Below are 23,420 nucleotides of genomic sequence, written 5' to 3'. Positions count from 1 at the left end.
GAGAGGTCGAGTGAGTTGATGCATACCAAGAGGTTTCAAGAAGGATTAGGGTTATACATACATATTCCATTCTGCAAAAGTCGTTGTGTATACTGTGACTTTGTAAGTTTTGTGGATAAAAGCTATGATGAGTATACAGAATATTTACTGAAAGAGATAGAGCTGTATAAAGAGTATCTCAGCGAAGGTGTTGCAACATTATACATAGGTGGCGGAACCCCGAGCATATTTCCACTGCAGAATCTTGCCAGAATAGTTAAGTCCATTTCCATTTATGCAAGAAACGGCTTTCAGGAGTTTACGATAGAGGTCAACCCTGACTCTTTCGATATAAACTTAGCTGTGGAATACAAGGCACTCGGAGTAAATAGACTGAGCATGGGATTGCAGAGTGCAGACGACATTGTGCTGAAAAAGTCTGGTAGGCTGTACGATTTTGAAACATTTTTGAGAAAGTACGACATAGCTCGAAGGTATTTTGACAACGTGAATGTGGATTTTATTGTAGGATTACCTGGAGAAACATGGAAAACCATTCAAGAAAACGTTCGTTTTGTGAGTGATTTTGTACCAGACCACGTTTCCGTTTATATGTTAGAGGTTCATTCCGAAAACGGTGCCGGTATACTAAAAAAACCAGACGAACAGACGTTTCAAAGGTATGATGAGTTCTTAAATGCACTAAAGGCACTTGGATATGAGAGGTATGAGATTTCTAATTTTACCATCAATGGCAAATATTGTTTGCACAATTTAAAGTATTGGTTCAATACAGACTACATAGGTTTGGGTGTTGCCGCAGGTGGTCATATAGGTTTTCTGAGGTATAATAACTTCGAGAAACTGAGTGACTACTTTTTAGCAATCTCAGAAGGTAGATTACCAAGGTCTTACGAAGTATTCAATACACCCGAAAGAGAGGCATTAGAGACACTCTTTATGTCTCTAAGAACAAAATGGGGTTCTGATATTGAATATGTGAAGCGTAAAACAGGTGTAGATCCAAAGGATGTACTCGATATTCTTAAAAGAAGGTTTGAATTTTTTGATGGAGAAAAACTTACAGAGCAAGGAATGGACTTTAGTAACCTATTCTTCGTAACACTTCTTAGTGTTTGGGAGGAGTATTTCAAGTGAGAGCAGAGCTTAAAGTTACATTAGTCACTTATCTTGTGCTCTTTGTTATTGGAGCCTTAGCGATGTATAGCTTGGACCTTGCAAAAGAACAGGTTTTTAATACCTCGAGTAATTTTTTTGTAAAACATGTGGTTACAATGGCTGTTAGTTTGTTTCTCATGTTGATTGTGAAGAATATACCTTTTAGTTTTTATGAAAGGTACGATAAATGGCTTTACGCAATAGGCATTGTTTTGTTGGGGTTGGTATTTGTCTTCCCACCGATAAATGGTGCACACAGATGGATACACATCGGAGGGTTTACATTACAACCTTCCGAGTTTGCTAAAATCATACTAATACTCTATCTATCAATTTACGCCAAAAAACACAAAGCTAAGATGTCTGAAGCCTGGACAGGAATGTTATTGCCGCTTTTTTATGTATTGGTTTACGTTCTTTTGATTATCCTCGAGCCGAATTTAAGCACAGCCATATTTACATTTTTGATAGGCTCAGTTACTTTGTATTACGGGGGCACGAAGTTGAGGTATTTTGTTGTAGCTATTGTAGTGATTGTTGTTGCAGTCATAATTGCTTCAATGACAGGTTTATTACATTCTTACCAACTTGGCAGGTTACGATACTTCTTCAGTGGAGAATTGGCACCGCAGGTCGAGATAGCACTAAAGACATTGAAAAACTCAGGACCAACCGGTGTTGGAATAGGTAACAGCTGGTTGAAGGTTTACGTTCCTGAGGCGGAAAGTGATTTTGTCTTGGCGGTCATTGGTGAAGATTTTGGCTTTTTTGGTATAATCCTTGTTTGTGTGATGTACATGTTCTTGAGTTATTCACTGATGAGGTTGGGAAGTTACATAGAAGACACTGCACTTCGTGTCTTTACTTGGTCGTATGCAACAGTTATACTTTTCCATGTTACAATTAATCTTGGAGTTTTCGCCGGTTTTTTCCCGGTAACCGGTATCCCGCTACCTTTTATAAGCACAGGCGGAAGCTCCATGATGGCTCTTTTGATAGGTTTTGGAATAATACTCTCAGGATTACTTGGAAAAGAAGATAGCGAAAAACGGGAGAACATAAGAATTTCAAAAGAAGGAGAGAGTATTTAAAATATGCTGGACAAGGAAATAGCGCCAGATAGACCCCTAAAGATAGCTGTTGCTGGTGGGGTTACCGGCGGACATCTTTACCCAAATCTTGCAGTGTTAGAGGAATTCCAGAAAAGAGGAGATATAGAAGTACTATATTTTTGTGTTGAAGGTAAAATAGAAGAACGGGTGCTTCCAAAATTTCATCCGGAATTCAAAAGATTAACTGTAAGGGTAAAGGGCTTGCGTAGACCAATATTTCATCCAGAAAATGTGCTAAGGTTTTCGAAGTTGGTGTTAAATTCGGTAATCATAAAAAGAGAACTTGAAAGATTTTCGCCAGATTTTGTCTATGTATCCGGTGGTTATGTGAGTTATCCAGTTGCGTTGGCAGGTAAAAAGCTCGGAGTTCCCGTATACGTCCAAGAACAAAATACCATACCAGGGAAGGCCAACGTTGCTATTTCGAAATTTGCTAAAAAGGTCTTCGTCTCATTTGAAGAATGTGTGGAAAGGTTCCCCCAAGAAGTGCGGGAAAAGATAAGGGTTACTGGTAATCCCATCTGGGCAAGGGAAGGGAAGGTGGAATTAACTCACCCCACGGTGATAGTTATAGGTGGCAGTGGTGGTAGTGAGTTTCTAAACATAATTACGTTAGATGTTGCAAAGTTACTACCAGATGTGCGTTTTATCCTATCTACAGGTGGTAAGAAAGTTGAAGGAGAAGTTCCCGGTAACATTGAAGTTGTGGATTATGTAGAAAATATGTATGCATACTGGCGAAGCGTGGACTTGGCGATAACAAGGGCTGGTGCAACAACTATTTCTGAGCTGATTTACTTCAACGTTCCTGCAGTTGTTGTGCCTTGGGAAGGTGCTACCGAATCTCACCAAGTTGTAAACGCAAAAATAGTTGAAAGACAAGGACTTGGAGTAATGATGAGGGAGAGTGAGTATGAACCTCGCAAGTTGGCTGAAACGATAAAAAAATTACTGGCAAAAGGTAGGAATTTTCAGGAACGCGAAAATCCTGCGAAGAGAATAGTAGATGAGATAGAACAGGACATATTAGCCCTGTGAAAAACAAACAGAATCTACAGCATGGAGGCATAAAAAATGGGATTTGAGAACGGCAAGAGAGAAAAGAGAGAAAAGATACATTTCATAGGTGTTGGCGGTATTGGAATGAGTGCACAAGCGATGCACGAACATTTCAGTGGGAAAGAAGTTTCTGGTAGTGACCCCTACAGTTCTGAAAGAACGCAGTATTTGAGAAGTCTTGGGATAAAGGTTTACGACAAACATGAAGAGACAAATGTAGAAGGCGTGGATGAAGTTGTTATGACCCCCGCTATCTCTAAGGATAACCCGGAATACGTTGCAGCGATTAAGAACAGCATCAAGATAACAATGCGCATAGACCATTTTAGAAGGATTTTGGAACCGTTCAAAGGGTTTGCGGTAACTGGAACAGATGGAAAATCCACAACTACTTCAATGCTTGCAAACACTTTGATAAACCTTGGTGCTGACCCCTATGTTTTCTTAGGTGCGTTGCACAACAAATTGGAGCATGGAAACTATAGAAAAGGTTCGGAAGAAACGAAAGTTGCAGTTTACGAACTTGACGAAAGCCAACCAGGATTTGAGCAATTTTGCCCTGATTATTTAATAATAACAAACATACGTGAGGACCATTTAGAAAACTATCGTGACTTGGAACATTACTACAGTTGTTTTGAAACGCTTATCAAAAATTCGAAGTTCGTGGTCACATTTGCGGATGAAGGCAAGTACAAAGGTCATGCAACATATGGGTTGTATTCTGGTGATTTCAGAATGGTTGAGCGTAAACAAGAAGGTTTCAGGCAGATTGTTACAATAATTACCCCATGGGGAGAGAAAGAACTATTTTTGCCTGTGCCTGGATATCACAACGCTTTAAATGCACTTGCCGTTGTCACTTTACTTTCAAGTATAGGTTACAATATAGATGATGTGTTGAACTCTTTCCATGATTTTACTCTGCCTGGCAGAAGGTTCAACGTAAGTTACGATAGCCCGAGTAGAAAACTTACAATCGTGGATGATTATGCTCACACAGCGGAAGAGGTTGAAGTCCTCTTAAAAACAGCAAAAGAGGTTTATCCTGACAGAAAAGTCGTGGTCATATTCCAACCACACCGTTATACAAGGCTAAAAAGGGAAGTTGAGCGTTTCAGCAAAGTTCTACAGTTAGCTGATGAAATATACGTCACAGAAGTTTATGGGGCATTTGAGAGTAAAAACGGAGTGAGCGCAAGAAAAATTGTGGAAAGTATCCCCAGGGCAATTTTTGTAGAGCAGTTGGATGAATTGAAAAACCTGAAATTCGAAGATGGAGCAGTCTATATGTTCGTCGGTGCAGGGGATATATACAATGTATCACAAGAGATAATAAAAATTTTGAGTGTTCAGTAATATCGATGGTATCGGTGATACCGATGATAAGAGGCAGAACGGTCCCTAAGAATGGGGAGGGTGGTCGGTGGTATTAAAGGAGATTTTTATAAAAGGTTTCAAATCGTTCGCTGATCCTGTTCGATTGGAGGTATCAGATAGAGTAACGGTTGTTGTTGGTCCCAACGGTTCTGGAAAATCAAACGTAGTTGATGCGATACGTTGGGTGCTCGGCGAACAATCTATGAAAGAAATCCGTGCACAAGAGCGCGAAGATGTTGTGTTTTGGGGAAATGAAAAAAGACCACCAGCACAGTATGCTTACGTGGAACTTGTTTTTGAAGACAACGGAAATAAACTCTCTATTGGAAGGGAATTATCACGTGATGGGACTAGTAGGTATCTGCTCAACGGAGATGAAGTAAGGCTTAAAGATTTGAGAGAGCTACTGATGGCACACGGGTTTGGGAAAAACCCGTATTCTATTATTGGTCAAGGTCAAATTGATAAGATAGTATCGGCTACGCCCGAAAGTTTGCGCACAATAATAGAAGAGATTGCTGGAATTGGTATCTATCGAGAAAAGAAGAAAGAAGCACTGGCAAAGCTTGAGACAACTCAAATCAATCTTAGTAGGATAACGGATGTACTTTTTGAAGTTGATAAAAACAGAAAATCACTTTACCTGAAAGCAAAAAGGGCAGAAAGATATCTTGAATATTCTCAGGAATTAGAAAATGTGAAGAAAGAATATTACGGAGGGGTCTACCGTTTAGAAACTCAAAAGCTTGCTGATATGGAAAGTTATTACAATGAGTTGAACGTCTCTTTGAAAGAAAAGCTAAAGCAGCTTGCACAGCTTGAAATGAATTGGTCTACTCTCCGTGAAGAATTCAACCAGATAGACGTGGAAATGGAAAGTTACACAAAAACTTTGGAAGAGTTCAAGATACGAGAAGACCAACTCAGGGAGATTAGAGAGAAATTTACAAAGAAACTCAACGAGCTTGAGAGCAAGTATATTGAGACGACAACACGTCTTGATATGTTGACCGATGAGGCGAATTCGCTGAAAAACAGATACGAGGAAATAAAACTCATCGTCTCGAAAATTACGGAAGAGATAAACGAGAAAGAGTTCGAACTCTCAAAACTCGAAAAAGAAAAGAGCGAAATATACACGCAGTATTCTGAGCAAGAAAAAGAGATACTTAAAAAGAAACAAGAATACGAGGAGATAGAAAAAAGCCTTGCAAAAATCCACAACGAGATAGTCCGATTGACCGAGACAAACCAAGATATCAAGCACCGACTTGAAATGATTCAGAGCCAGAGAATGTCCAAGGAGACAAGAAAGCAAGAGCTGGAGGAAGAGATAAACGACCTTGAGAAGCATTTGCTTGAAATTGTTGAGAAAGAGAACGAACTTGTGAAGGAATTGGAAGTTGTCAAAAGTTCACTGGAAGAGTACAATCAAAGTAAAGAATTGAAAACTCAACAGCTTGATGCGATTGTGCGAAGGCAGAAAGAGATACAAGCAGAAATCGATGTTTTGAATAAGCAAATTTCCGAGTATCAAGGATTTGGGTATTCGATAAGGAAGATATTCGAAAACAAAGACATATTTAAAGGACTCATAGATGTTGTCGCAAATCTTATTGACTTTGATAAATCGCTCTCTACAGCTTACGAAACGCTTTTGGGTGGAGCGGTCCAACACGTTGTTGTAAAGACCGCAGAAGATGCAAAACAAATAATCGAGTTCTTAAAAGCGAGTGAATATGGTCGTGCCACTTTCATACCCTTGGATCTTATAGATGCTTCATTTTCGCCTATTAAAGGTATAGAACACGAGCCAGGATTCATTGGATATGCCGCAAGTCTTGTAAATGTATCAGCAGAATACAAGAACTTACCACTTTATCTATTTGGCAACGATATAATTGTCAAAGATATCGACTGCGCAATAGAGATAAAGAAAAAGTATGAAATCAGGTCAAGGATTGTTACACTCGATGGTGAACTTATCTCAGGACGAGGGGCAATAAGTGGTGGAAAAGCAAAGGAAGACTATTCAAACTCGCTGATAGCAAGAAAGGTTAGACTAAAGACACTCCAAGAGGAACTTGAAAAGTTAGTTGGTGAAAAGGGTAAAATCGAAAAAGAGATTGAAGAAATCAGCAGAGAAATAAAGCAACTTCAGGAAAATATGGCAGTAATAAGGGAAGAACTTGCAAGTGTTTCAAGTAAGTCTCTCTCATCTAAACGCGTGCTTGAAGAACTCCAAAAAGCACTGAGAGATGTTTCAAACGAACTTTCAGACTTAATTAAACTCGAGGCGGAATACAACGGAAAGTACGAAGGAAATATTGCTCGAATAGAATACTTAGAAGAAGAAAGCAAAGTGCTGGAAGAAAAACGAAAGGTTTTACAAGCGGATGTCAGCGAATTTTCAAAAGAACTAGAAGAACATAGGAAAAAACTGGAGATTCTAAACGAAAACATCGCGACACTACGTGCGGAACTAAAAAATCTTGCTGAAAGGAAATTACAATACACAGCTGAGAATGATAGAATAAATAACAGATTGGAAGAGATTGCTAAAGAGATGGCCGATGCTAAGTACAATATATCGCAACTTGAACAGGAAATAAATGAGACGAAGAACTTTTTGATAGAAAACGAAAGGGAACTGGAAAGTTTAAAAGCAACAGCACAGGATATCTTCACAAATATTAGAGAGAGAAAGAGTGGAAAAGAGGAGAAACTACAACAACTCCAGACACTGGAAGAAGAGATAAGCAGAATAAAAAATGAGATAGAATCGACAAGGGAAAGAATCCATGAAACGGATTTGAGAATACAAGAAATTAGGTTCAGAATTTCAAATGTTCCAGAGGAATACAGAAATCCTGTGGAGATAGAACCTGAGAAACTAGATGAACTCGCTCAGCAGATGAAGGATTTGGAGAATAAAATAAAGATGCTCGGCACCGTTGATTTGAGTGCTATTGATGAATACAAGGCTGTTGAAAACGAATACAACGAGCTTGTGAAACAAAAGTTGGACCTGGAAGAGGCAAAAAGGAAGCTGGAAGAACTAATTGAACAGACCGATATTCAAGCAAGAGAGCAATTTTTAAACACCTACAACAGAATTAACACAGCCTTTAAAGGATACATAGAGAACCTGTTCTACGGTGGGACGGGTAGTATGAGATTGATTGATGATGGAAATATATTTGAATCAGGCATAGAAATCGTGGTTTCAAAGGCTGGTAAAAAGGTCCAAAAACTCCAATTACTCTCCGGTGGGGAGAAAGCACTCGTTGGAATTGCACTCATCATGGCGATGCTTGAGTCGAACAAAGGGGTCTTTTACGTTCTTGATGAAGTTGATGCTCCACTTGATGATTACAACTCAGAAAAATTCAGAAGGCTTTTGGAACAACAAAAGTCGCAGTTCATAGTAATAACACACAACAAATTGATTATGGAAGCTGGGGATATTGTGCATGGGGTAACTATGGTTGATGGCATTTCAAAAATCATACAGGTGAAGATGGAGGAGGTAACAGCATGAGGTATCTATACTTTTTGCAACAGTTCTTTGAAAGACTCCCAGCCCCTGCGTTTATCAAAGACAATAAGGGACGTTACTTGTGGATAAATAAAGAACTTGAAAACGTTCTGGGGTTGCCGGAAGAAAAGATTGTAGGAAAGCGCGAGAGCGAGATTTTTGGTATTGAAGAAATTGAGGAAATCGATAGGAAGGTCAAAAGAACAAGAAGAAACCACTCACACGAGATAGTTTACAACGGACGACATTACAACATTCAGAGGATGCCCATCAGACTTGGTGATGGAAACTATGGTGTTGCTGGTGTGATGTTCGATATCACACAAAAAGTTCTTGAACAGAGTTTATATAAACTACTGTCTTTTGTTGAAGAAAAAATTATGGAAGCATTAGGTGAAGCGGACGGAGATATAGTTACTTTTGTGACGTCTTTTTCCAGAAAATTCCATGCACAGTACCCTCATGTCGCTGTTGTTCTTCTAATGGACAACGAGTATCTGATAGGGACAAAAGATGACAAGATTATAGAAAAGGCAAAAGAAATTGATGAGGTTAAGACATTTGTTCACGATAAAAAGACTTACCAAGTCGTTCCTATTGACCGCTTCAAGTTTGTAGTTCACGTGCCAGAACACTATACAAGTATGGCAAGGGCATTGGCTGGATTCTTGGGTTCTTACGTGCTTGCTGCGTTAAAAGTTCTGGAAAACCAAAAGATGTACAAAGATGTTATTGAAAAGCTTAACTCAATTACCAAAATTATCGAGCTCTGGAACAAAACCCAAACACTTGAAGAATACCTAGCACTCATGCTCGGTGAACTTGTAAAAGTTATACCAGAAACGCAAAAAGCTTCTGTATGGCTTTTAGAAAATGATGAATACAAGTGCGTTGCAGTTTATAACTACAGCGACGAAGTTAAGAACCTTGTTATAAAGGTTTCTGAAGACAGTTATGGACCACACATTGGCGAAAACAAAGTTGTGGAGCTGTTGGATGCATATAAGTTAAACAAGGAGAGTAAATACAAAGACATCTGGGAAAAAGCAGGGGTTACGTCTCCGAATTTTATCCCATTAATCGGCAGTGTTAAACTTGGTGATAAAAAGGTAGTTATCATATCTCTTGATAATTTTGAAGGCGCTCGTTTTTCTGAAACGAGTAAAAAAGTTTTGCAGATTTTTGTTGAATTGCTCTCGATATTTTTGTCTTCTAAGGAAAAATAATTGAAAGTAAAAGGAGAGCGGATAATTTGCCATTCCGCCTTGAGAAGTTACTGTCACTAAGGCAAAAAGAAGAAGAGGCTTTAAAAAATGAGCTTAGCAGAATCAGGTCAGAAATAAGAAAGTTAGAAGAAGAGATAGAAAAGATAAACAACTCGAAAAAAATTACAGAAGAACAACTGCGCAGCGGTGTTCAAACCGGTGCGCAAGTTGCTTTTTTAATCTACCTTGTTCACATGTACGACGAACATTTGAAGAGGCTAAAATTGAAGCTGAGTAACCTTCGTAAGATGGAAGAAGAAACTTTAAGGGCTTATCTTGAAAAACGAACTGAGCGTAGAAGTTTTGAAAAGCTCAAAGAAAGATATATCAAAGCACAGTTGCTGGAAGCAGACAGAAAAGAAAGGAAAATAATAGATGAAGTGGCTCTGCAAAAGTACATAAAAAGCTTAGAAGGACGTTGAAGAACCGTGCTGAGTGAGAGGTGTTTAACGTTTAAATATGCTTGAACTCACGAAGATAATATCTGCTTTTATCATCTTTCCAGGATTTTTCGTTACGTTTTTTGCAATTTTAGCATTTTATTTTTCTCTTCAGAACAAAAAGACATCAAAACCGCTGAGAAGTGATTGGTTACCTATTTTATTCCTTTCACTATCTTTGTTCTTTTACTTAGCTTCCTCTACTTGGTTTGTGAATTTCTTTTCTAAAGTTATATATACTCCGAATACAGAAGACAAAGGAGATTACATTGTCGTTCTTGGTGGAGGAATTGATGAATACTCTGGAAATATTGAGATAGGTAAACACACGCTTAGAAGGTTGTATAAGGGGTATTTACTTTACAAATCAAAGCCAAGAAAGATTGTCGTTACAGGTGGAGTAGTTTCAAAAGGTATCCCCGAAGCGTTTGTTATGAAAGATGTGCTAATCTCATTTGGTGTGCCTGAGGAAGATATTATCGTTGAAGACAAAGCCAGGAACACGTTCCAAAACGCCCAGTATACTTACAGTATAATTGGAGATAGAACTATTACTCTTGTGACGAGTGTAACACATATGAAGAGAAGTTTGCTATCGTTCAGGAAATTTTTCAAGGAAGTTTACCACGTTCAAAGCGATGTGCCTCTTGATTTTCGAAATACCTTTCTAGATTACATACCTACATACAATGCTTTTTACGCGTTTTGTAATGTAGTATACGAACTCGTTGGACTTCTCCAGTATTCGCTTTTTAGGAATTAGTCAGGTGTTTCGATTTTTTATTATTAGAAAGGGGAGATACTGTGTTCCCACTATATGACACAATTCCAAGTTTGAGAAAACCTGTTGTGAATTATATGATTGTGATGACTAATATTCTTGTTTTTCTCTATGAGCTAACATTATTTTGGGACCCAGAACTTCTTCAGGAATTTTTCTATGCATTCGGATTTGTTCCAGAGCGTATGTTCTATGCTTTCCCCGTCTTGCAGACTTTCACACATATGTTTGTCCATGGTGGATGGTCGCATATAATCGGCAACATGTGGTTTTTAAAGATATTCGGCGACAATGTCGAAGATGCTATGGGACATTTTAAATTCTTTCTGTTTTATATAACAGGTGGAATTTTTGCTTTGTTCTTCCACGTAGTATTTAACCCATTCTCCCCTTATCCATTGGTTGGCGCTTCTGGTGCAATATCCGCTGTTATGGGTGCTTATTTCGTTTTGTTCTACTACTCACGCATAGTTTCTCTTGTCTTTTTCATCCTTCCATTTATTGTAGAAATTCCCGCGGTGATTTACTTATTTGTCTGGTTTTTATTGCAAGTTTTGAACGGTATGTTAGCTGATGTCACAGGAACGGGGGTTGCCTACTGGGCGCATGCGGGAGGGTTTATCTACGGCGTTCTTGTTGGAATGAGAATCAGAAAGAAAAGGTATTGGTATTGATTGTCATCGGTAAACTTTGAGAGGGGAGAGGGATTATGGTTTCTGGTAATTGGATGACTAAGCGAAGGAAGAAGATAGTTATTATAAGCACAGGTGGAACAATAGCAATGGTGAAAAAAGGAAGGACTGTTGTTCCGTTTGACAAAGGGAACGCACTTGTTACAGACATACCCGAAATTTACGATATCGCTGATGTGGAGCTTTACGAATTTTCCAATATCCCGAGCCCTTACATGACTCCCAAGTTGATGTTTGAAATTGCAAGAAAGATAGATGAATTTTTAGAAGAAAAAGGCTACGATGGAGCTGTCGTAACGCACGGAACAGACACGTTAGAAGAAACTGCTTATTTTCTTGACCTTGTTTTGAAAACAGAAAAGCCAGTTGTTTTGACAGCGTCGATGAGGAACATCAGTGAGCTTAGCACGGATGGTCCACGAAATGTACTTTCCTCAGTGCTCGTTGCTTCTTCTGACGAAAGCTACGGAATGGGGGTTGTTGTGTGTTTGAACGACGAGATACATGCAGCAAGAGAGGTCACAAAGACATATACGAGTAACGTTGCAACATTTGATTCTCCAGGTTATGGTCCTCTTGGCTTAGTGGATGAGAACAATGTGATATACTTTAGAAAATCACTGACAAGAGAGAAGATACCGACTGATAAAATAGAGGAAAAGGTAGCTATTGTTAAAACTTTTACAGGTGATGATGGCACAATTTTGCGTGCTGTGTATGATATGGGTTACAAGGGGATTGTACTGGAAGGCTTTGGACGTGGTAACGTTCCACCGGAACTTGCTGATGTGGTTGAGGAGATTGTAAGAAAGGGAATTCCTGTCGTAATTACGTCACGATGTTTCAAAGGAAGGGTATATCCGATATACGGATATACAGGTGGTGGAGCCGATTTAAGAAGACGTGGTGCTATACTCAGTGAACACCCACTTGCTCAGAAGGCAAGAATTAAACTAATGGTTGTCCTTGGGATTACAAGCGACATAGAGGAGATAAGGAAATACTTTGAAAAGCACATAGGAGGGGCGGTAAGTGAAATTGAGCATTAGGCAACAAGCACTCCTTATAGTGCTCTTGTATGCCGCGATATTTTTCATAGCATTTTCTATCTCAAAGACATTATTATACGTCTTCGTTTTCTCACTGATATCCATATTAGTGGTAAATTTCATCTACAAAAACTTGATGAAGATAAAAATTCCACATCCTATATCAGTGACTTTATCACTGATTATATACTTCGGGGTGTTGGTCTACGCATTTATCAACATCATACCTTTAGTTGTTAACCAAATAGGCTCTTTCTACGAGTTCATGAAGAAGATTTTAGACTCTAAATATTGGGAGAATTACTTAGTTGACAATCCGGAATTGTCCAAGGTTATAGGAAACTTAGCTGACTGGGCAAGTCCAAAGATATCGGAATTATTCAATAATTTTCTTTTGGACTTTGCCAAAAAGCTTCCCGGTATTGGTGTTATTATTTTTTACAGCATACTTTTCACAGTCTACGTAACTATATACACTAAGTGGACAACAAAATCACTGCCGGGGCTCTTCCCCAAACGAGTTAGACCTTTGATAGAGGATTTCCTTACAAAATTAGGAAATTCTTTGCAAAGTTACGTTGATGTGATTCTTCTTGGAGCACTTATCGTAAGTGTGAGCTTTTATTTCCTTTTCTCGGTTTTCCTTCCAGAGTATATGGTGCTACTTTCCTTTTGGGGATTTATAACTAACTTAATACCGATAGTCGGGGTTGTTATCGAGTGGATACCTATTTTGATAGTTACACTGGGGTTAGGAATCAAAAGCTTTTTGATAGTGAATTCAATCGTTGCTGTAGTTCATTTAGGTGCGTTTTTGTTCTTCATCTTTATTATGAAACACAAAGCCGATATCAACCCGGTTTTGATGTTGATATTCATCTTCTTAGTGGGATTGGTCTACGGTTTGGTTGGAACGTTCTTCGCCGTTCCTGTTGCCATATTCTTTGTGACATTGTGGAACGAATTCATCAAAAGCGAGTTGGATGAAACAAGAATTTGATATCTTTGTTATTCAAATATGTGTTTTTCTTCGGGGAAGAGTTTAGATTTAACCTCTTCCCTATATTTTTTAATGGCATCTAACATTATCCCGTAGGTATTTGCGTATCTTTTTACGAATTTTAAATTTATCTGAGATAAACCTACGATGTCATGGAATACAAGAACTTGCCCATCGCAAAATCTTCCTGCTCCAATTCCTATGGTTGGTATATTAACGCTCTCCGTAATCTCTTTTGCCACGTTTTCAACAACAAGCTCAAGAACGATTGCAAAACATCCAGCTTTTTCCAGAGCCTTTGCATCTCTTAAGAGCTTTTCTTTGCTTTCGTTTGTCTTACCTTGCACTCTATGACCACCGAGCAGATTGACCGACTGAGGAGTAAAACCAAGATGTCCCATGACTGGTATTCCAGCACGGATAATTTGTCTTATTGTTTCTGCGTATTCTTCCCCACCCTCGAGTTTTATTGCGTTTGCGCCAGCTTTAAGCATGAGCCCTGCATTTTCAACAGCTTTTTCGATGCTAACTTCGTAGGATAAAAATGGCATATCTCCGACGATAAATGCATCAGGAGCGCCCCTTCGGACCGCCTTGATGTGCATTAGCATCTCTTCCATACTCACGGGTATTGTGGAATCGTATCCTAGCACAACGTTTCCCAAAGAATCACCAACTAAGATGATATCAACACCCGCCTCGGAGACTATCTTTGCGGTTGGATAGTCGTAGGCGGTTACCATAACGATAGGTTCTTTGCCCTTCATATCTATAATCTTCCTCGTGTTAACTGCTCCCATTTTTCATCACCCCTTGCATTTTGAAAAAAACTCCAGGCAACAAAATTATACCACCTTTGTGATATAATGGCTATACATGGAGGTTTGTGTGAAAATTGAGAACAGGCTAAAGGGGGTTAAAAAAGATGAGATGGGTCTTAACAAATATCTATCCATCATTCGAGTCAGAAAGTTTCAAATCCGATTTGGCAAAGTTTGAAAAAGAGCTTGCAGAATTCCTAAAGTGGATGGATGAGAAGCTTCAGTCGACAGAAAGGATTGAGGAAAAGTTAGAATACATCATCAACAAACTTAACGAACTATCCTTGCTTGGAGGAAAGTTGTACAGTTTCGCCAGCTTAACACTGAGTGCAGATGCGAATAACGAAACAGCGGCAAAGTATCTTGATGTTATAAGAAGTAAATTTGTCCACCTTTCAATCGCAAGGACCAAATTCAAGAAATTTTTGAAGCATATAGAAATCGAAAACCTTGAAAACACTTCTTCAGAGGTTATTAAATCGCACATGTTTGTAATCAAAGAACAAAAGATGTTATCAAAATACATGCTTTCTGAAAATGAAGAAAGAATCATCAGCATGATGAGACTAACAGGCGGAAACGCATGGAATAATTTATATGAAAAAACTACATCAAATCTAACCTGCGAAATGGAAATAGACGGTGAAAAGGAAAAATTGCCTTTAATGAAAGTTAGAAATTTGGCATACGATAAATCTCCAGATGTTAGAAAGAAGGCGTATGAAGCAGAACTCAAGGCATGCGAAAGTGTCGCTGATGTTGTGGCACTGTGTTTGAACAGTATAAAGGGTGAGTTTTTGACCGAGGTAAAACTCAGAGGATATTCATCGCCTTTAGAACCTATGCTTTTTGAGAACAGAATAACCGAGCAGACATTCAATGCTATGATGGATGCTGTTAGAGAAAGTATGCCGAAATTAAGAGAATACCTAAAAAAGAAGGCAAAAATACTTGGATATGAGAAAGGTTTACCTTGGTATGACTTATTCGCACCACTTGGTGGATACGAACGAAAATGGAGTTATGAAGAGGCTAGGAAGTTCATAGTTTATAATCTTTCATCATTTTCAAAAGAGCTTGGAGATTTCATAGATGGTGCTTTTGAAAAAAACTGGATTGATGCAGAGACAAGGCCAGGAAAACGCGGAGGAGCATTTTGTGCATCAGTAAAAGCACTTAAAGAATCAAGGATACTCATGAGTTTTGATGGAACTTTAGATAATGTCCTTACACTTGCCCACGAGCTTGGACACGCGTTCCATAACTATTGCCTGAAGGATGAAACACCTTTAAACAGTACCACCCCCGCCACTTTGGCTGAGACGGCATCGATTTTCAATGAGACTTTACTTTTGAACATGATAAAAAAAGATGCGAGAAGTAATGAAGAAAAGCTTGCGCTTTTGGATAAAGAACTATCCGATGCAGTCCAGATAATAATAGACATATACAGTCGATTCTTATTCGAAAAAACAGTCTTTGAAAGACGCACAGCAGGTCCTCTTAGTGTTAAAGAACTTAAAGAAATAATGCTGAGTGCTCAAAAACAAGCCTATGGTGAAGGACTGAACGAAGAGATTCTCCATCCGTTCATGTGGCTTGTAAAACCGCACTATTATTCTCCAACGTTCCACTTTTACAACTTCCCATACACGTTCGGGATGCTCTTTGCATTAGGAGTTTATGCTAAACGCGATGAACCAGGCTTCTTTGAAACTTACAAAAAGCTCCTTGCCTCCACAGGTAAGGGCACAGCAGAAGAAGTTGCAGCCAGCGTGGGGATAGATATAACCAGGAAAGAATTTTGGCAATCTTCTTTGAAAGTAATCGAAGAAGCCGTTGAGGAGTTTTTAAAGATTTAACTTAGGACTATTTCAAGTGCGGGGTGGTTTAATTGAACAACACTACTATTTACGGAGCAGTTGAAAAAAGATTGTTCGGATATACACAAGAAGGTATACTTGTTCACGAATACACGCTAATTAATAAAAATGGCTTGATGATGAAAGTCCTTTCATTGGGTGGCATTATTCGTGAGTTATGGGTGCCAGATAAAAACGGAAGATTTGTTGACGTTGTGCTTGGATACAACAGTATTGAGGAATACGAACGCAATCCAGGATACCTTGGGGCTATTATCGGTCGGTTTGCAAACCGGATTGCTTATGGAAGATTCCAAATAGATGGTGTTACCTACCAATTGGCATTGAACGACGGTGGTGGGAAAAGACCCAACGCGTTGCACGGTGGTGTAAAAGGTTTTGACAAGAGGGTTTGGAAAACCTTTTCTGAAGTAACTCCGGAAGGTCCGAAGGTTATTTTAAAACTCCACAGTCACGATGGAGAAGAAGGCTATCCCGGAAATTTGGATGCAACAGTGATTTACACACTAACTAACGAGAACGAATGTAAAATAGAGTATTTTGCGACAACTGACAAACCAACGATCGTAAATTTGACGCAGCACACATACTTCAACCTAAATGGTGGTGGTAAAATTTACGACCACTGGGTGCTAATAAGTGCAGAAAAATATACGCCAGTTAATGAGAATCTAATTCCAACAGGAGAAATTGCACCAGTTGAAGGCACCCCCTACGATTTGCGAAGACAAATAAGTTTAGAAGAAGCTATTGCTCGACTAAGGAGTGAATATCCAAACGTGAAAGGATTTGACATTAACTATGTGCTTTCGGAAAGTCACGAAAAGATTGAAAGATTTGCAGGAAGCGTATACAGTGAAGTAACCGGAATAACAATGGAAGTTTACACAACTCAACCCGGCCTGCAGTTTTACACGGGAAATTATCTACAAGGTTTCCAAGGAAAATATTGCCAAATCTACGATGAACATACAGGATTCTGCCTTGAAACTCAGCATTTTCCAGATTCACCAAACCATGAAAACTTTCCAAAAACGGTGCTAAGGCCTGAAGATAAATATTACCATGTAACACGTTTCAAGTTTCTGGTTGGTTAACCTAAAAAGAAAAAATATGAACAACAAAAAAAGCCCCCGAGTAATTATTTCGGGGGCTTTTCCTACTTTCTTAGTTAAGAGTTTTACACATTTCCTGCTATATCAAGGTTACTGATTAAAACTGAAGGTGTGATTATTCCCATGAACGCGCGTATATCATTTCCAATCTCTTCAATATTACCAATCATTTCCAAAAAGTTGCCAGAGATTGTTATTTGCTCAACACCATGTTTGATTTGTCCCCCTTCAACTCTGAACGCTTTTGCTCCAAGTGAGAAATTTCCAGATATAGGGTTGGCTCCCGAGTGCATACCTTCAACATGAATAATCACAAGTCCGTCTTCTAAGACTTTCAATAGCTCATCAAACGATTTGCTCCCTGGCTCGATGTAGAGATTTATTGGTTGGATTCCTGTGCCCATCGCGTTACCTGTCGGTTCAACACCGTCTTTTTTCGCTGTTTTCAGATTATGAAGGAACGTTTTGAAAACGCCATTTTCGATGACTGTTTTCTCTTTGGTTGGAACGCCTTGTGTATCAAAGGGCGCACAGCTTATGCTCAGCGGATGATAAGGCAAATCTTTGACTGTTAGAATGTCGCTCCCTATCTTTTCTCCAATCTTTCCTTTCAAAGGTGATAAGTTCTTCTGTGCGTTCTCAGCACTAATCATAGAAATGAGCATACCTAAGATATCAGAAAAGACATCGTTTCTAAGAATTACTCGGTATTTTCCACTTTTAACAGATTTCGACCCAACGAGCGCAAGAGCTTCGTCACGAGCTTTTGAACCAACGTGGATGGGGTCGAGTGTTTCTGGCTTTCTTCCAATAGCAAATTCTACTGCTGACCTTGGCGATACATCTTTTGCAACCGCCATTGCGTACATGAAGCCTCCGCCGTTTGTATAGGACAAATCAAGTCCGAGAGTGTTGGCTAATCGCATTTCGTTCATCTGTTGTCCGTAGACTGCCATATCGTTTATTATATCCAAGCTTTTCCTAATTTCTTCGTGAACCTTTTCAACGTAAGATAACCTTTCTTTCACAGAGAGTTTTTCAAAACTACCATCGTATGGCTCAATCTCTGGGTATTCACCTTTACCATCGTAAAAATACTCTACATCTTCGCTATCAACTATTGCAATATTGCTCAGTGCGTCTTCAAAGACTTTCTCTGGGTCATCCAAGGTTTCTGTATACGACGTTCCCAGCTTTCCATCTTTCAAAAGCTGTAACGTGATTTTGAACTTACCAGCGTCTGTGTATTGATCCATCGTGCCATTTTGATACCTGACCTGGAAGTTTTTGTTTTGAGAGTAACTTAACTGTGCTTCCACACCATGTGATTTTGCAAGTGCAAATATTTTATCTTTGAATTGTTCGAACGTCATGCATTTCGCCCCCCAACGATGATTTCCCTAACCTTTATCGTCGGTTGCCCAACGTCTGCAGGTATTGAACCACTGTAAGAACCACACATACCTTGACCCCTTGCAACATCGTTTCCTACCATCTCAATTTTCTGGATGATTTCGTATCCCTTTCCTATTAATGTGGCACCCTTTACTGGTTTTGTTATTTTTCCGTTCTCTATCAAGTATCCTTCATTTACAGCGAAATTGAATTCTCCCGTTGCCGGATTCACAGAACCTCCGCCCATCGTCTTTGCATACAGACCATATTCTACCGAGGCGATGATTTCTTCAGGATGATAATCACCCGGAAGGATGAATGTGTTGCTCATCCTGGATGTTGGTGCAAATGTGTAGTCTTGGCGTCTTCCACTTCCCGTTGAAGGCATTCCCATCCTTCTTGAACCAAGTTTGTCTATCATATAACCTTTGAGAATTCCGTTTTCGATTAACACAATCCTTTGTGTGGGTGTTCCTTCATCGTCGACGTTTGCGCTTCCCCATGCGTTCGGTATTGTTGCATCGTCAACAGCACTGACACATTCCGCTGCCACTTGTTGACCAAGTTTTCCAGCAAAAACAGACATTCCACGTGCAACAGAAGATGCCTCTAACGCGTGTCCAACAGCCTCGTGGAAGATAACTCCGCCAAACTCATTTGAGATTACAACGGTCATTTTGCCAGCAGGTGCTGGTTGTGCGTCGACCATTCTTACAGCAATTCTCGCTGCTCTGATACCAGCTTGTTCAACATCGATTCTATCCAAAAATTCTGGTCCCATAGCTGCACCTGGTCCGTAAAATCCGGATTCCATCTGTCCATCTTTTACAGCAACCGCGTTAATCATCAACCTCGTGCGTACCCTATTGTCTGTCACAAATACGCCTTCCGTGTTTGCAATTAACACATTTTGATCGTAGTCCCAGTATCTTACAACAACCTGTGCTATCGTCGGTGAATATTTTTTTGCTGCTTCGTAAGCTCTCTTCATATAACCAACTTTTGTCTCTTTTCTTACCTGTTCTGGTTTCCACAAAACAAAATGTCTGTTTTCTAATTCTTTCTTTCTCAAATCGATAGAGAAATCTTTGAGTTTAACCTCACCAAGTGCTTCTCCTACTCTCTTGGCAACAGCGAGAATGTTATCTTTCGATAGGTCGTTTGTGTATGCGTATATTGCCTTATCCCCGAGGAAACCCCTTATACCAATACCGAACATCCTACCCGTTTGTGCCAGCTCTACTTTACCATTTTTCAACTCGATGTTTGTAGAATACCTATCTTCTACAAAGACCTCTGCAAAATCCCCGCCGTATCTGAGAACCGTTGCCAATATCTCTTCAACAAATGGTTTGTCAAATCTGTCTAACACAATCTCACCCCTCTTCTCACAGTTACCAACAGCATCACTGCCACACAAACACATAGTTCGCTTTTCGAACTAATTGTTTAAATAATTATACCATATCCAAGGAAAGTTTGTCAAAATTTGTCAGAAACTGTTATCTTCTTTCAAAATAGCTATCCAATTGGTCAAACGTAATTTTCATCATTATTGGTCTTCCATGAGGGCAAGTAAGGAGATTTCTTCGTTTTATCTCATCTAGCAACATTCTTACTTCATCTTCGCTGAGTTTATCGCCGGTTTTCACAGCCGTTTTGCAGGCTTTTGATGCAAGAACGTGTAAGATGCTCTTAGGTTTGTTGAAAGGAATCCGGAATTCTTCAAGCATTTCTATCAATGTTTCCTGAGCCTGAGTTATTTTTAAAAGTGAAGGAATTGATTTCAGGACAACTTTTACACTCTTCTCGGATTTCTCGGTTTCTAAACTGAACCCGAGTTCTTTTAATTCATTTTCTAAACTTTCCAAAACACTTGCTAAGCTTTTTCCAATAGAGAATTCCACAGGTATTAAAAGATTTACTACTTGGAATTGGCGTTCTTTTAGTTGTTCGTAGATGACTCTTTCGTGTGCAGCGTGAAAATCGAGAATGACGATTCCATCACTATCTTCGAAAAGGATGTATCTGCTCTTTATTATCGTAAACTCGCCTACTTTTTCTAAACTTGTAGGATTCACAACGTGTGGAAAGAGCGCAGATGGTTGTCTCGAAGTTGTGAAATCAAAAGGTTTTTGATAATTTTGGGTATTCTGATATTTTTCATTGTATCCGGTAACACTTTTAAATGAATAGCCAGGCTCTCTAACCTTGGGAGCGTCTGACCACTCAACAGCTTGTTCAACATCCCTAAAAACGGTTTCACTGCCGTTGATGCCGTTAATATGGAGCCTTTTTGGTTCGTCTTGGTTATCAGTTGTTGGAGCAAATTGTTTTGGCATATGATTCTCAATTTTTTCAACGAACATTTGGAAGCCTTCGAATTTTCTCAGAGTATCCCTTACACATCTGGCTATAGCATCGTATATCATGCGAGGTTCGGAGAATTTAACCTGCAACTTCTGGGGGTGGATATTCACATCCACTTCCCTTGGAGGAACTTCGATGAAAATTACTGCGAATGGGTGTGTACCCTCGGTGAGAGCTTCACCATATCCACGTTCAAGAGCAAGGTGGAGAAGGTTATCTAAAACAAAACGTCCGTTCACAAAAAATAACTGACCAGAACGGTTTTTTCTAAAAAATTGAGGCGAAGAGATTATGCCAGAGATTTTGATTACCCCGTCTTTGCAACTATCGATTTCTTCAAATGATTTCACTTCAGGAAAAACCAATTTGAACCTTTCCGATAGATTAGATGGAGGTGCGTTGTATATTACCTCATCATCAACTTTGAAGAGGAATTTTATTTCCGGTTTTGTGAGTAAAAACCTTTCAGTTACTTCAGTCACCATTCTTCTTTCGATTTTTTCCGAAGAAAGAAACTTCCTTCTGGCAGGAATGTTGAAGAATAAATCGAACACTTCAACGGTAGTTCCTCTTTCTCTGAAGGTTTCACTGACCTTTACAACCTTTCCGCCAACCATCTCAAGTTTGTTGGATTCATTGTCGTTGGATGTTGTTATCACCAAGCGTGATACTTCTCCGATAGAAGCAAGAGCTTCCCCTCTAAAACCGTAGCTTGTGATGTTGTAAATATCTTCTATAGATGAGATTTTACTTGTTGTGTATCTTTGAACGGCAAGTAAAAGGTCTTCTTTAGACATCCCAGAGCCGTTGTCGGAGACCTTGATATAGCTTTTTCCACCATCTTTTATCTGGACTTCAATACTTGTAGCACCCGCATCTATAGAGTTTTCCACAAGCTCTTTAACAACTGATGCAGGGTTTACAACCACTTCACCAGCAGCGATTTTTGAGACAACTTCGTCGGGTAGTTTGATTATTCTTTGCCCTTCATTCATACTTGAGTACCCCTTTCCTGGTATCATTTCAAAGCAATTATATCATCTTCTCTGCAAATTAAAAAAGCCTGCCGACACTGATTTCGGCAGGCAGAATACATACCTGAAAATTTTTGAATTCTCTATTTAGTAAGATTTAGTATTTACAGTCCGCCTGAAATCGTTAAAGCAAAGCCTATTCCAGGTGTTGAATTGCTTGATGGTAGTAAAGAATTTGTTGTCGCTGTGAGTTTTAAATCCGCATTGAGCAGGAAGAGGTTCATTCCAACACCTATGGTGTGCGAGTAGTTTATCTGGTTATATCCAAGCATATAGTAAGCCCTTGCAATACCGATGTTCAATCCTGCGTAACCTTTTACTGCCCAGTTACCATCGAGCCAGTAGCTTCCCATAACGCCCCACATAATGAATCCGTCGTTTTTGAGATAAGCTGTTATCTGGATTGGTGGAGTGATACTTACAGGAGTCAATAATCTTGCTACCATTGGTTCAGAAATGGAATAGGTTGCTTCAAACGTAATATCCGTCCCTTGTGCGGTGTATGTAGCTTTTCCATTACCGGTCACTTCAACTGCATACCATGCCTTTGCGGGAGTTATCACAATATTTCTTACCGCAACACCAAATTTGTCGTTTCCATAGCCAATCTCAACAGATAAGCCGTAGTCTTCAAAATGGCTGAGTTCATCTATTAAACCGTCGATGTTCCCGCTTCTGATATCGTTGAGTGACACACGGCTGTAAGCACGGACTTTACCAGTTGCGTTAAGCTCAGCATATGCTGGTGTTGAGGAGGATGTGTAACTTACGGTCATCGTAGTTTGTGACTGGTCGCTGAAAAGAACGGGAACAAATGCATTACCTGCTACGTAGAAATCTCCAAGCATAAAAGCAATACCACCGTTCGCCATAATACTTGCGTTGAGAAAGCCTTCTTTTGTGTCATTGTAAGTGTGGTCGATAAGAGTATCTCCTACAAGCAACTCAGCAAACGTCTTTGGAAGATCCAAAGCTATATTACCGTCTACTCGCACGTAAGGAACAAGCCTGAGCGCCCCGAGCTTTAGATTAACATATGTTCCAAGACTAATAGGTGCAGACAGTTTAAAACCATTTGCTAAGGCATCAGCAAACGCATTTTTATCGATATTTACTTGTTCTTCATTCAAAAGAGCGTTGATGTTGTCCAGTGTTAGTATATTTTGCCCAAGTTCAAATTCTGCAAATGGAACAACCTTGATAAGCGCTGTTAAATCGTGTCTTACAAGCGACACATTTCCGAAAAGGCCAAATGGTTGAATCACAAAAGAAAACACTGACACTGAGAAAACAACAAGCAAAAAGACTAATATGCTGATTCTTCTCAT

At 39.4% G+C, this 23,420-nt stretch carries 18 protein-coding genes; 13 read left to right on the top strand and 5 right to left on the bottom strand.

What is annotated here, in order from left to right; genetic code table 11:
* Positions 1-18: 18 nt before the first annotated feature.
* The 11 genes from hemW (at position 19) to AC3M61_RS05930 (ending at position 13,474) form a co-directional block, all read left to right on the top strand.
* Positions 19-1,137 carry a radical SAM family heme chaperone HemW gene (gene hemW, locus AC3M61_RS05980; RefSeq protein ID WP_500780026.1) on the top strand — a complete coding sequence of 373 codons (1,119 nt, stop codon included), beginning with the start codon at positions 19-21 and terminating at the stop codon, positions 1,135-1,137.
* Complete coding sequence (locus tag AC3M61_RS05975) at positions 1,134-2,249, top strand: FtsW/RodA/SpoVE family cell cycle protein (RefSeq protein ID WP_500779962.1); 1,116 nt, start codon at positions 1,134-1,136, stop codon at positions 2,247-2,249. The genes hemW and AC3M61_RS05975 overlap by 4 nt, the downstream gene beginning before the upstream one ends.
* Positions 2,250-2,252: 3 nt before the next feature.
* Positions 2,253-3,308: a UDP-N-acetylglucosamine--N-acetylmuramyl-(pentapeptide) pyrophosphoryl-undecaprenol N-acetylglucosamine transferase gene (locus AC3M61_RS05970; RefSeq protein WP_500779961.1), complete on the top strand. Its 1,056-nt coding sequence runs from the start codon at positions 2,253-2,255 to the stop codon at positions 3,306-3,308.
* 36 nt (positions 3,309-3,344) lie between these two features.
* Positions 3,345-4,688, top strand: a complete 1,344-nt coding sequence (murC, locus tag AC3M61_RS05965) for a UDP-N-acetylmuramate--L-alanine ligase (RefSeq protein WP_500779960.1) — start codon at positions 3,345-3,347, stop codon at positions 4,686-4,688.
* Positions 4,689-4,755: 67 nt separating this feature from the next.
* Complete coding sequence (smc, locus tag AC3M61_RS05960; protein WP_500779959.1) at positions 4,756-8,250, top strand: chromosome segregation protein SMC; 3,495 nt, start codon at positions 4,756-4,758, stop codon at positions 8,248-8,250.
* Entirely contained in the window at positions 8,247-9,473 is a 1,227-nt protein-coding gene (locus AC3M61_RS05955; RefSeq protein WP_500779958.1) for a PAS domain-containing protein, read from the top strand. Before smc ends, AC3M61_RS05955 begins: the two co-directional genes overlap by 4 nt.
* Positions 9,474-9,499: 26 nt before the next feature.
* A complete protein-coding gene (gene fliJ, locus AC3M61_RS05950; RefSeq protein ID WP_500779957.1) occupies positions 9,500-9,934 on the top strand; it encodes a flagellar export protein FliJ in 435 nt (144 codons plus the stop codon).
* Positions 9,935-9,971: 37 nt separating this feature from the next.
* The gene (locus AC3M61_RS05945; protein ID WP_500779956.1) at positions 9,972-10,715 is read left to right on the top strand and encodes a YdcF family protein; all 744 of its coding nucleotides are present in this window, start codon (positions 9,972-9,974) and stop codon (positions 10,713-10,715) included.
* Positions 10,716-10,756: 41 nt separating this feature from the next.
* Positions 10,757-11,407 (top strand): rhomboid family intramembrane serine protease, encoded by a 651-nt coding sequence (locus tag AC3M61_RS05940; RefSeq protein ID WP_500779955.1) that lies wholly within the window; start codon positions 10,757-10,759, stop codon positions 11,405-11,407.
* Between the two features lie 35 nt (positions 11,408-11,442).
* Complete coding sequence (locus AC3M61_RS05935; protein WP_500779954.1) at positions 11,443-12,474, top strand: asparaginase; 1,032 nt, start codon at positions 11,443-11,445, stop codon at positions 12,472-12,474.
* Positions 12,458-13,474: an AI-2E family transporter gene (locus AC3M61_RS05930; RefSeq protein WP_500779953.1), complete on the top strand. Its 1,017-nt coding sequence runs from the start codon at positions 12,458-12,460 to the stop codon at positions 13,472-13,474. Before AC3M61_RS05935 ends, AC3M61_RS05930 begins: the two co-directional genes overlap by 17 nt.
* Before the next feature lie 8 nt (positions 13,475-13,482).
* On the opposite strand, the gene panB is transcribed toward AC3M61_RS05930, so the two are convergent.
* Positions 13,483-14,274 carry a 3-methyl-2-oxobutanoate hydroxymethyltransferase gene (panB, locus tag AC3M61_RS05925; RefSeq protein ID WP_500779952.1) on the bottom strand — a complete coding sequence of 264 codons (792 nt, stop codon included), beginning with the start codon at positions 14,272-14,274 and terminating at the stop codon, positions 13,483-13,485.
* 125 nt (positions 14,275-14,399) lie between these two features.
* Between panB and AC3M61_RS05920 the strand changes: the two genes are divergently transcribed.
* A complete protein-coding gene (locus AC3M61_RS05920) occupies positions 14,400-16,157 on the top strand; it encodes a M3 family oligoendopeptidase (protein ID WP_500779951.1) in 1,758 nt (585 codons plus the stop codon).
* Between the two features lie 32 nt (positions 16,158-16,189).
* Positions 16,190-17,275 carry an aldose epimerase family protein gene (locus AC3M61_RS05915; protein ID WP_500779950.1) on the top strand — a complete coding sequence of 362 codons (1,086 nt, stop codon included), beginning with the start codon at positions 16,190-16,192 and terminating at the stop codon, positions 17,273-17,275.
* Positions 17,276-17,358: 83 nt separating this feature from the next.
* Here the strand turns inward: AC3M61_RS05915 and AC3M61_RS05910 are convergent, their stop codons facing one another.
* The 4 genes from AC3M61_RS05910 to AC3M61_RS05895 all read right to left on the bottom strand — a co-directional run bounded on the left by AC3M61_RS05910 (position 17,359) and on the right by AC3M61_RS05895 (position 23,420).
* Positions 17,359-18,666, bottom strand: coding sequence for a TldD/PmbA family protein (locus tag AC3M61_RS05910; RefSeq protein ID WP_500779949.1), 1,308 nt, complete (start codon positions 18,664-18,666; stop codon positions 17,359-17,361).
* A complete protein-coding gene (locus AC3M61_RS05905) occupies positions 18,663-20,060 on the bottom strand; it encodes a TldD/PmbA family protein (protein WP_500779948.1) in 1,398 nt (465 codons plus the stop codon). The genes AC3M61_RS05910 and AC3M61_RS05905 overlap by 4 nt, the downstream gene beginning before the upstream one ends.
* A 130-nt stretch (positions 20,061-20,190) precedes the next feature.
* Positions 20,191-22,053, bottom strand: a complete 1,863-nt coding sequence (mutL, locus tag AC3M61_RS05900) for a DNA mismatch repair endonuclease MutL (protein WP_500779947.1) — start codon at positions 22,051-22,053, stop codon at positions 20,191-20,193.
* A gap of 143 nt (positions 22,054-22,196) precedes the next feature.
* Positions 22,197-23,420 (bottom strand): hypothetical protein, encoded by a 1,224-nt coding sequence (locus AC3M61_RS05895; protein ID WP_500779946.1) that lies wholly within the window; start codon positions 23,418-23,420, stop codon positions 22,197-22,199.

Source organism: Fervidobacterium sp. (genome assembly GCF_059913585.1).
Note: the sequence above shows the minus strand (reverse complement) of the source record. Positions and strands in the feature narration are given on the sequence as shown.

Bases quoted from the DNA above. Each gene is read 5' to 3' on its own strand.
- murC (WP_500779960.1), top strand. From the start codon at position 3,345: ATGGGATTTGAGAACGGCAAGAGAGAAAAGAGAGAAAAGATACATTTC.
- AC3M61_RS05955 (WP_500779958.1), top strand. From the start codon at position 8,247: ATGAGGTATCTATACTTTTTGCAACAGTTCTTTGAAAGACTCCCAGCC.
- AC3M61_RS05935 (WP_500779954.1), top strand. From the start codon at position 11,443: ATGGTTTCTGGTAATTGGATGACTAAGCGAAGGAAGAAGATAGTTATT.
- AC3M61_RS05970 (WP_500779961.1), top strand. From the start codon at position 2,253: ATGCTGGACAAGGAAATAGCGCCAGATAGACCCCTAAAGATAGCTGTT.
- hemW (WP_500780026.1), top strand. From the start codon at position 19: ATGCATACCAAGAGGTTTCAAGAAGGATTAGGGTTATACATACATATT.
- AC3M61_RS05945 (WP_500779956.1), top strand. From the start codon at position 9,972: ATGCTTGAACTCACGAAGATAATATCTGCTTTTATCATCTTTCCAGGA.
- panB (WP_500779952.1), bottom strand. From the start codon at position 14,274: ATGGGAGCAGTTAACACGAGGAAGATTATAGATATGAAGGGCAAAGAA.
- mutL (WP_500779947.1), bottom strand. From the start codon at position 22,053: ATGAATGAAGGGCAAAGAATAATCAAACTACCCGACGAAGTTGTCTCA.
- AC3M61_RS05910 (WP_500779949.1), bottom strand. From the start codon at position 18,666: ATGACGTTCGAACAATTCAAAGATAAAATATTTGCACTTGCAAAATCA.
- AC3M61_RS05895 (WP_500779946.1), bottom strand. From the start codon at position 23,420: ATGAGAAGAATCAGCATATTAGTCTTTTTGCTTGTTGTTTTCTCAGTG.
- AC3M61_RS05920 (WP_500779951.1), top strand. From the start codon at position 14,400: ATGAGATGGGTCTTAACAAATATCTATCCATCATTCGAGTCAGAAAGT.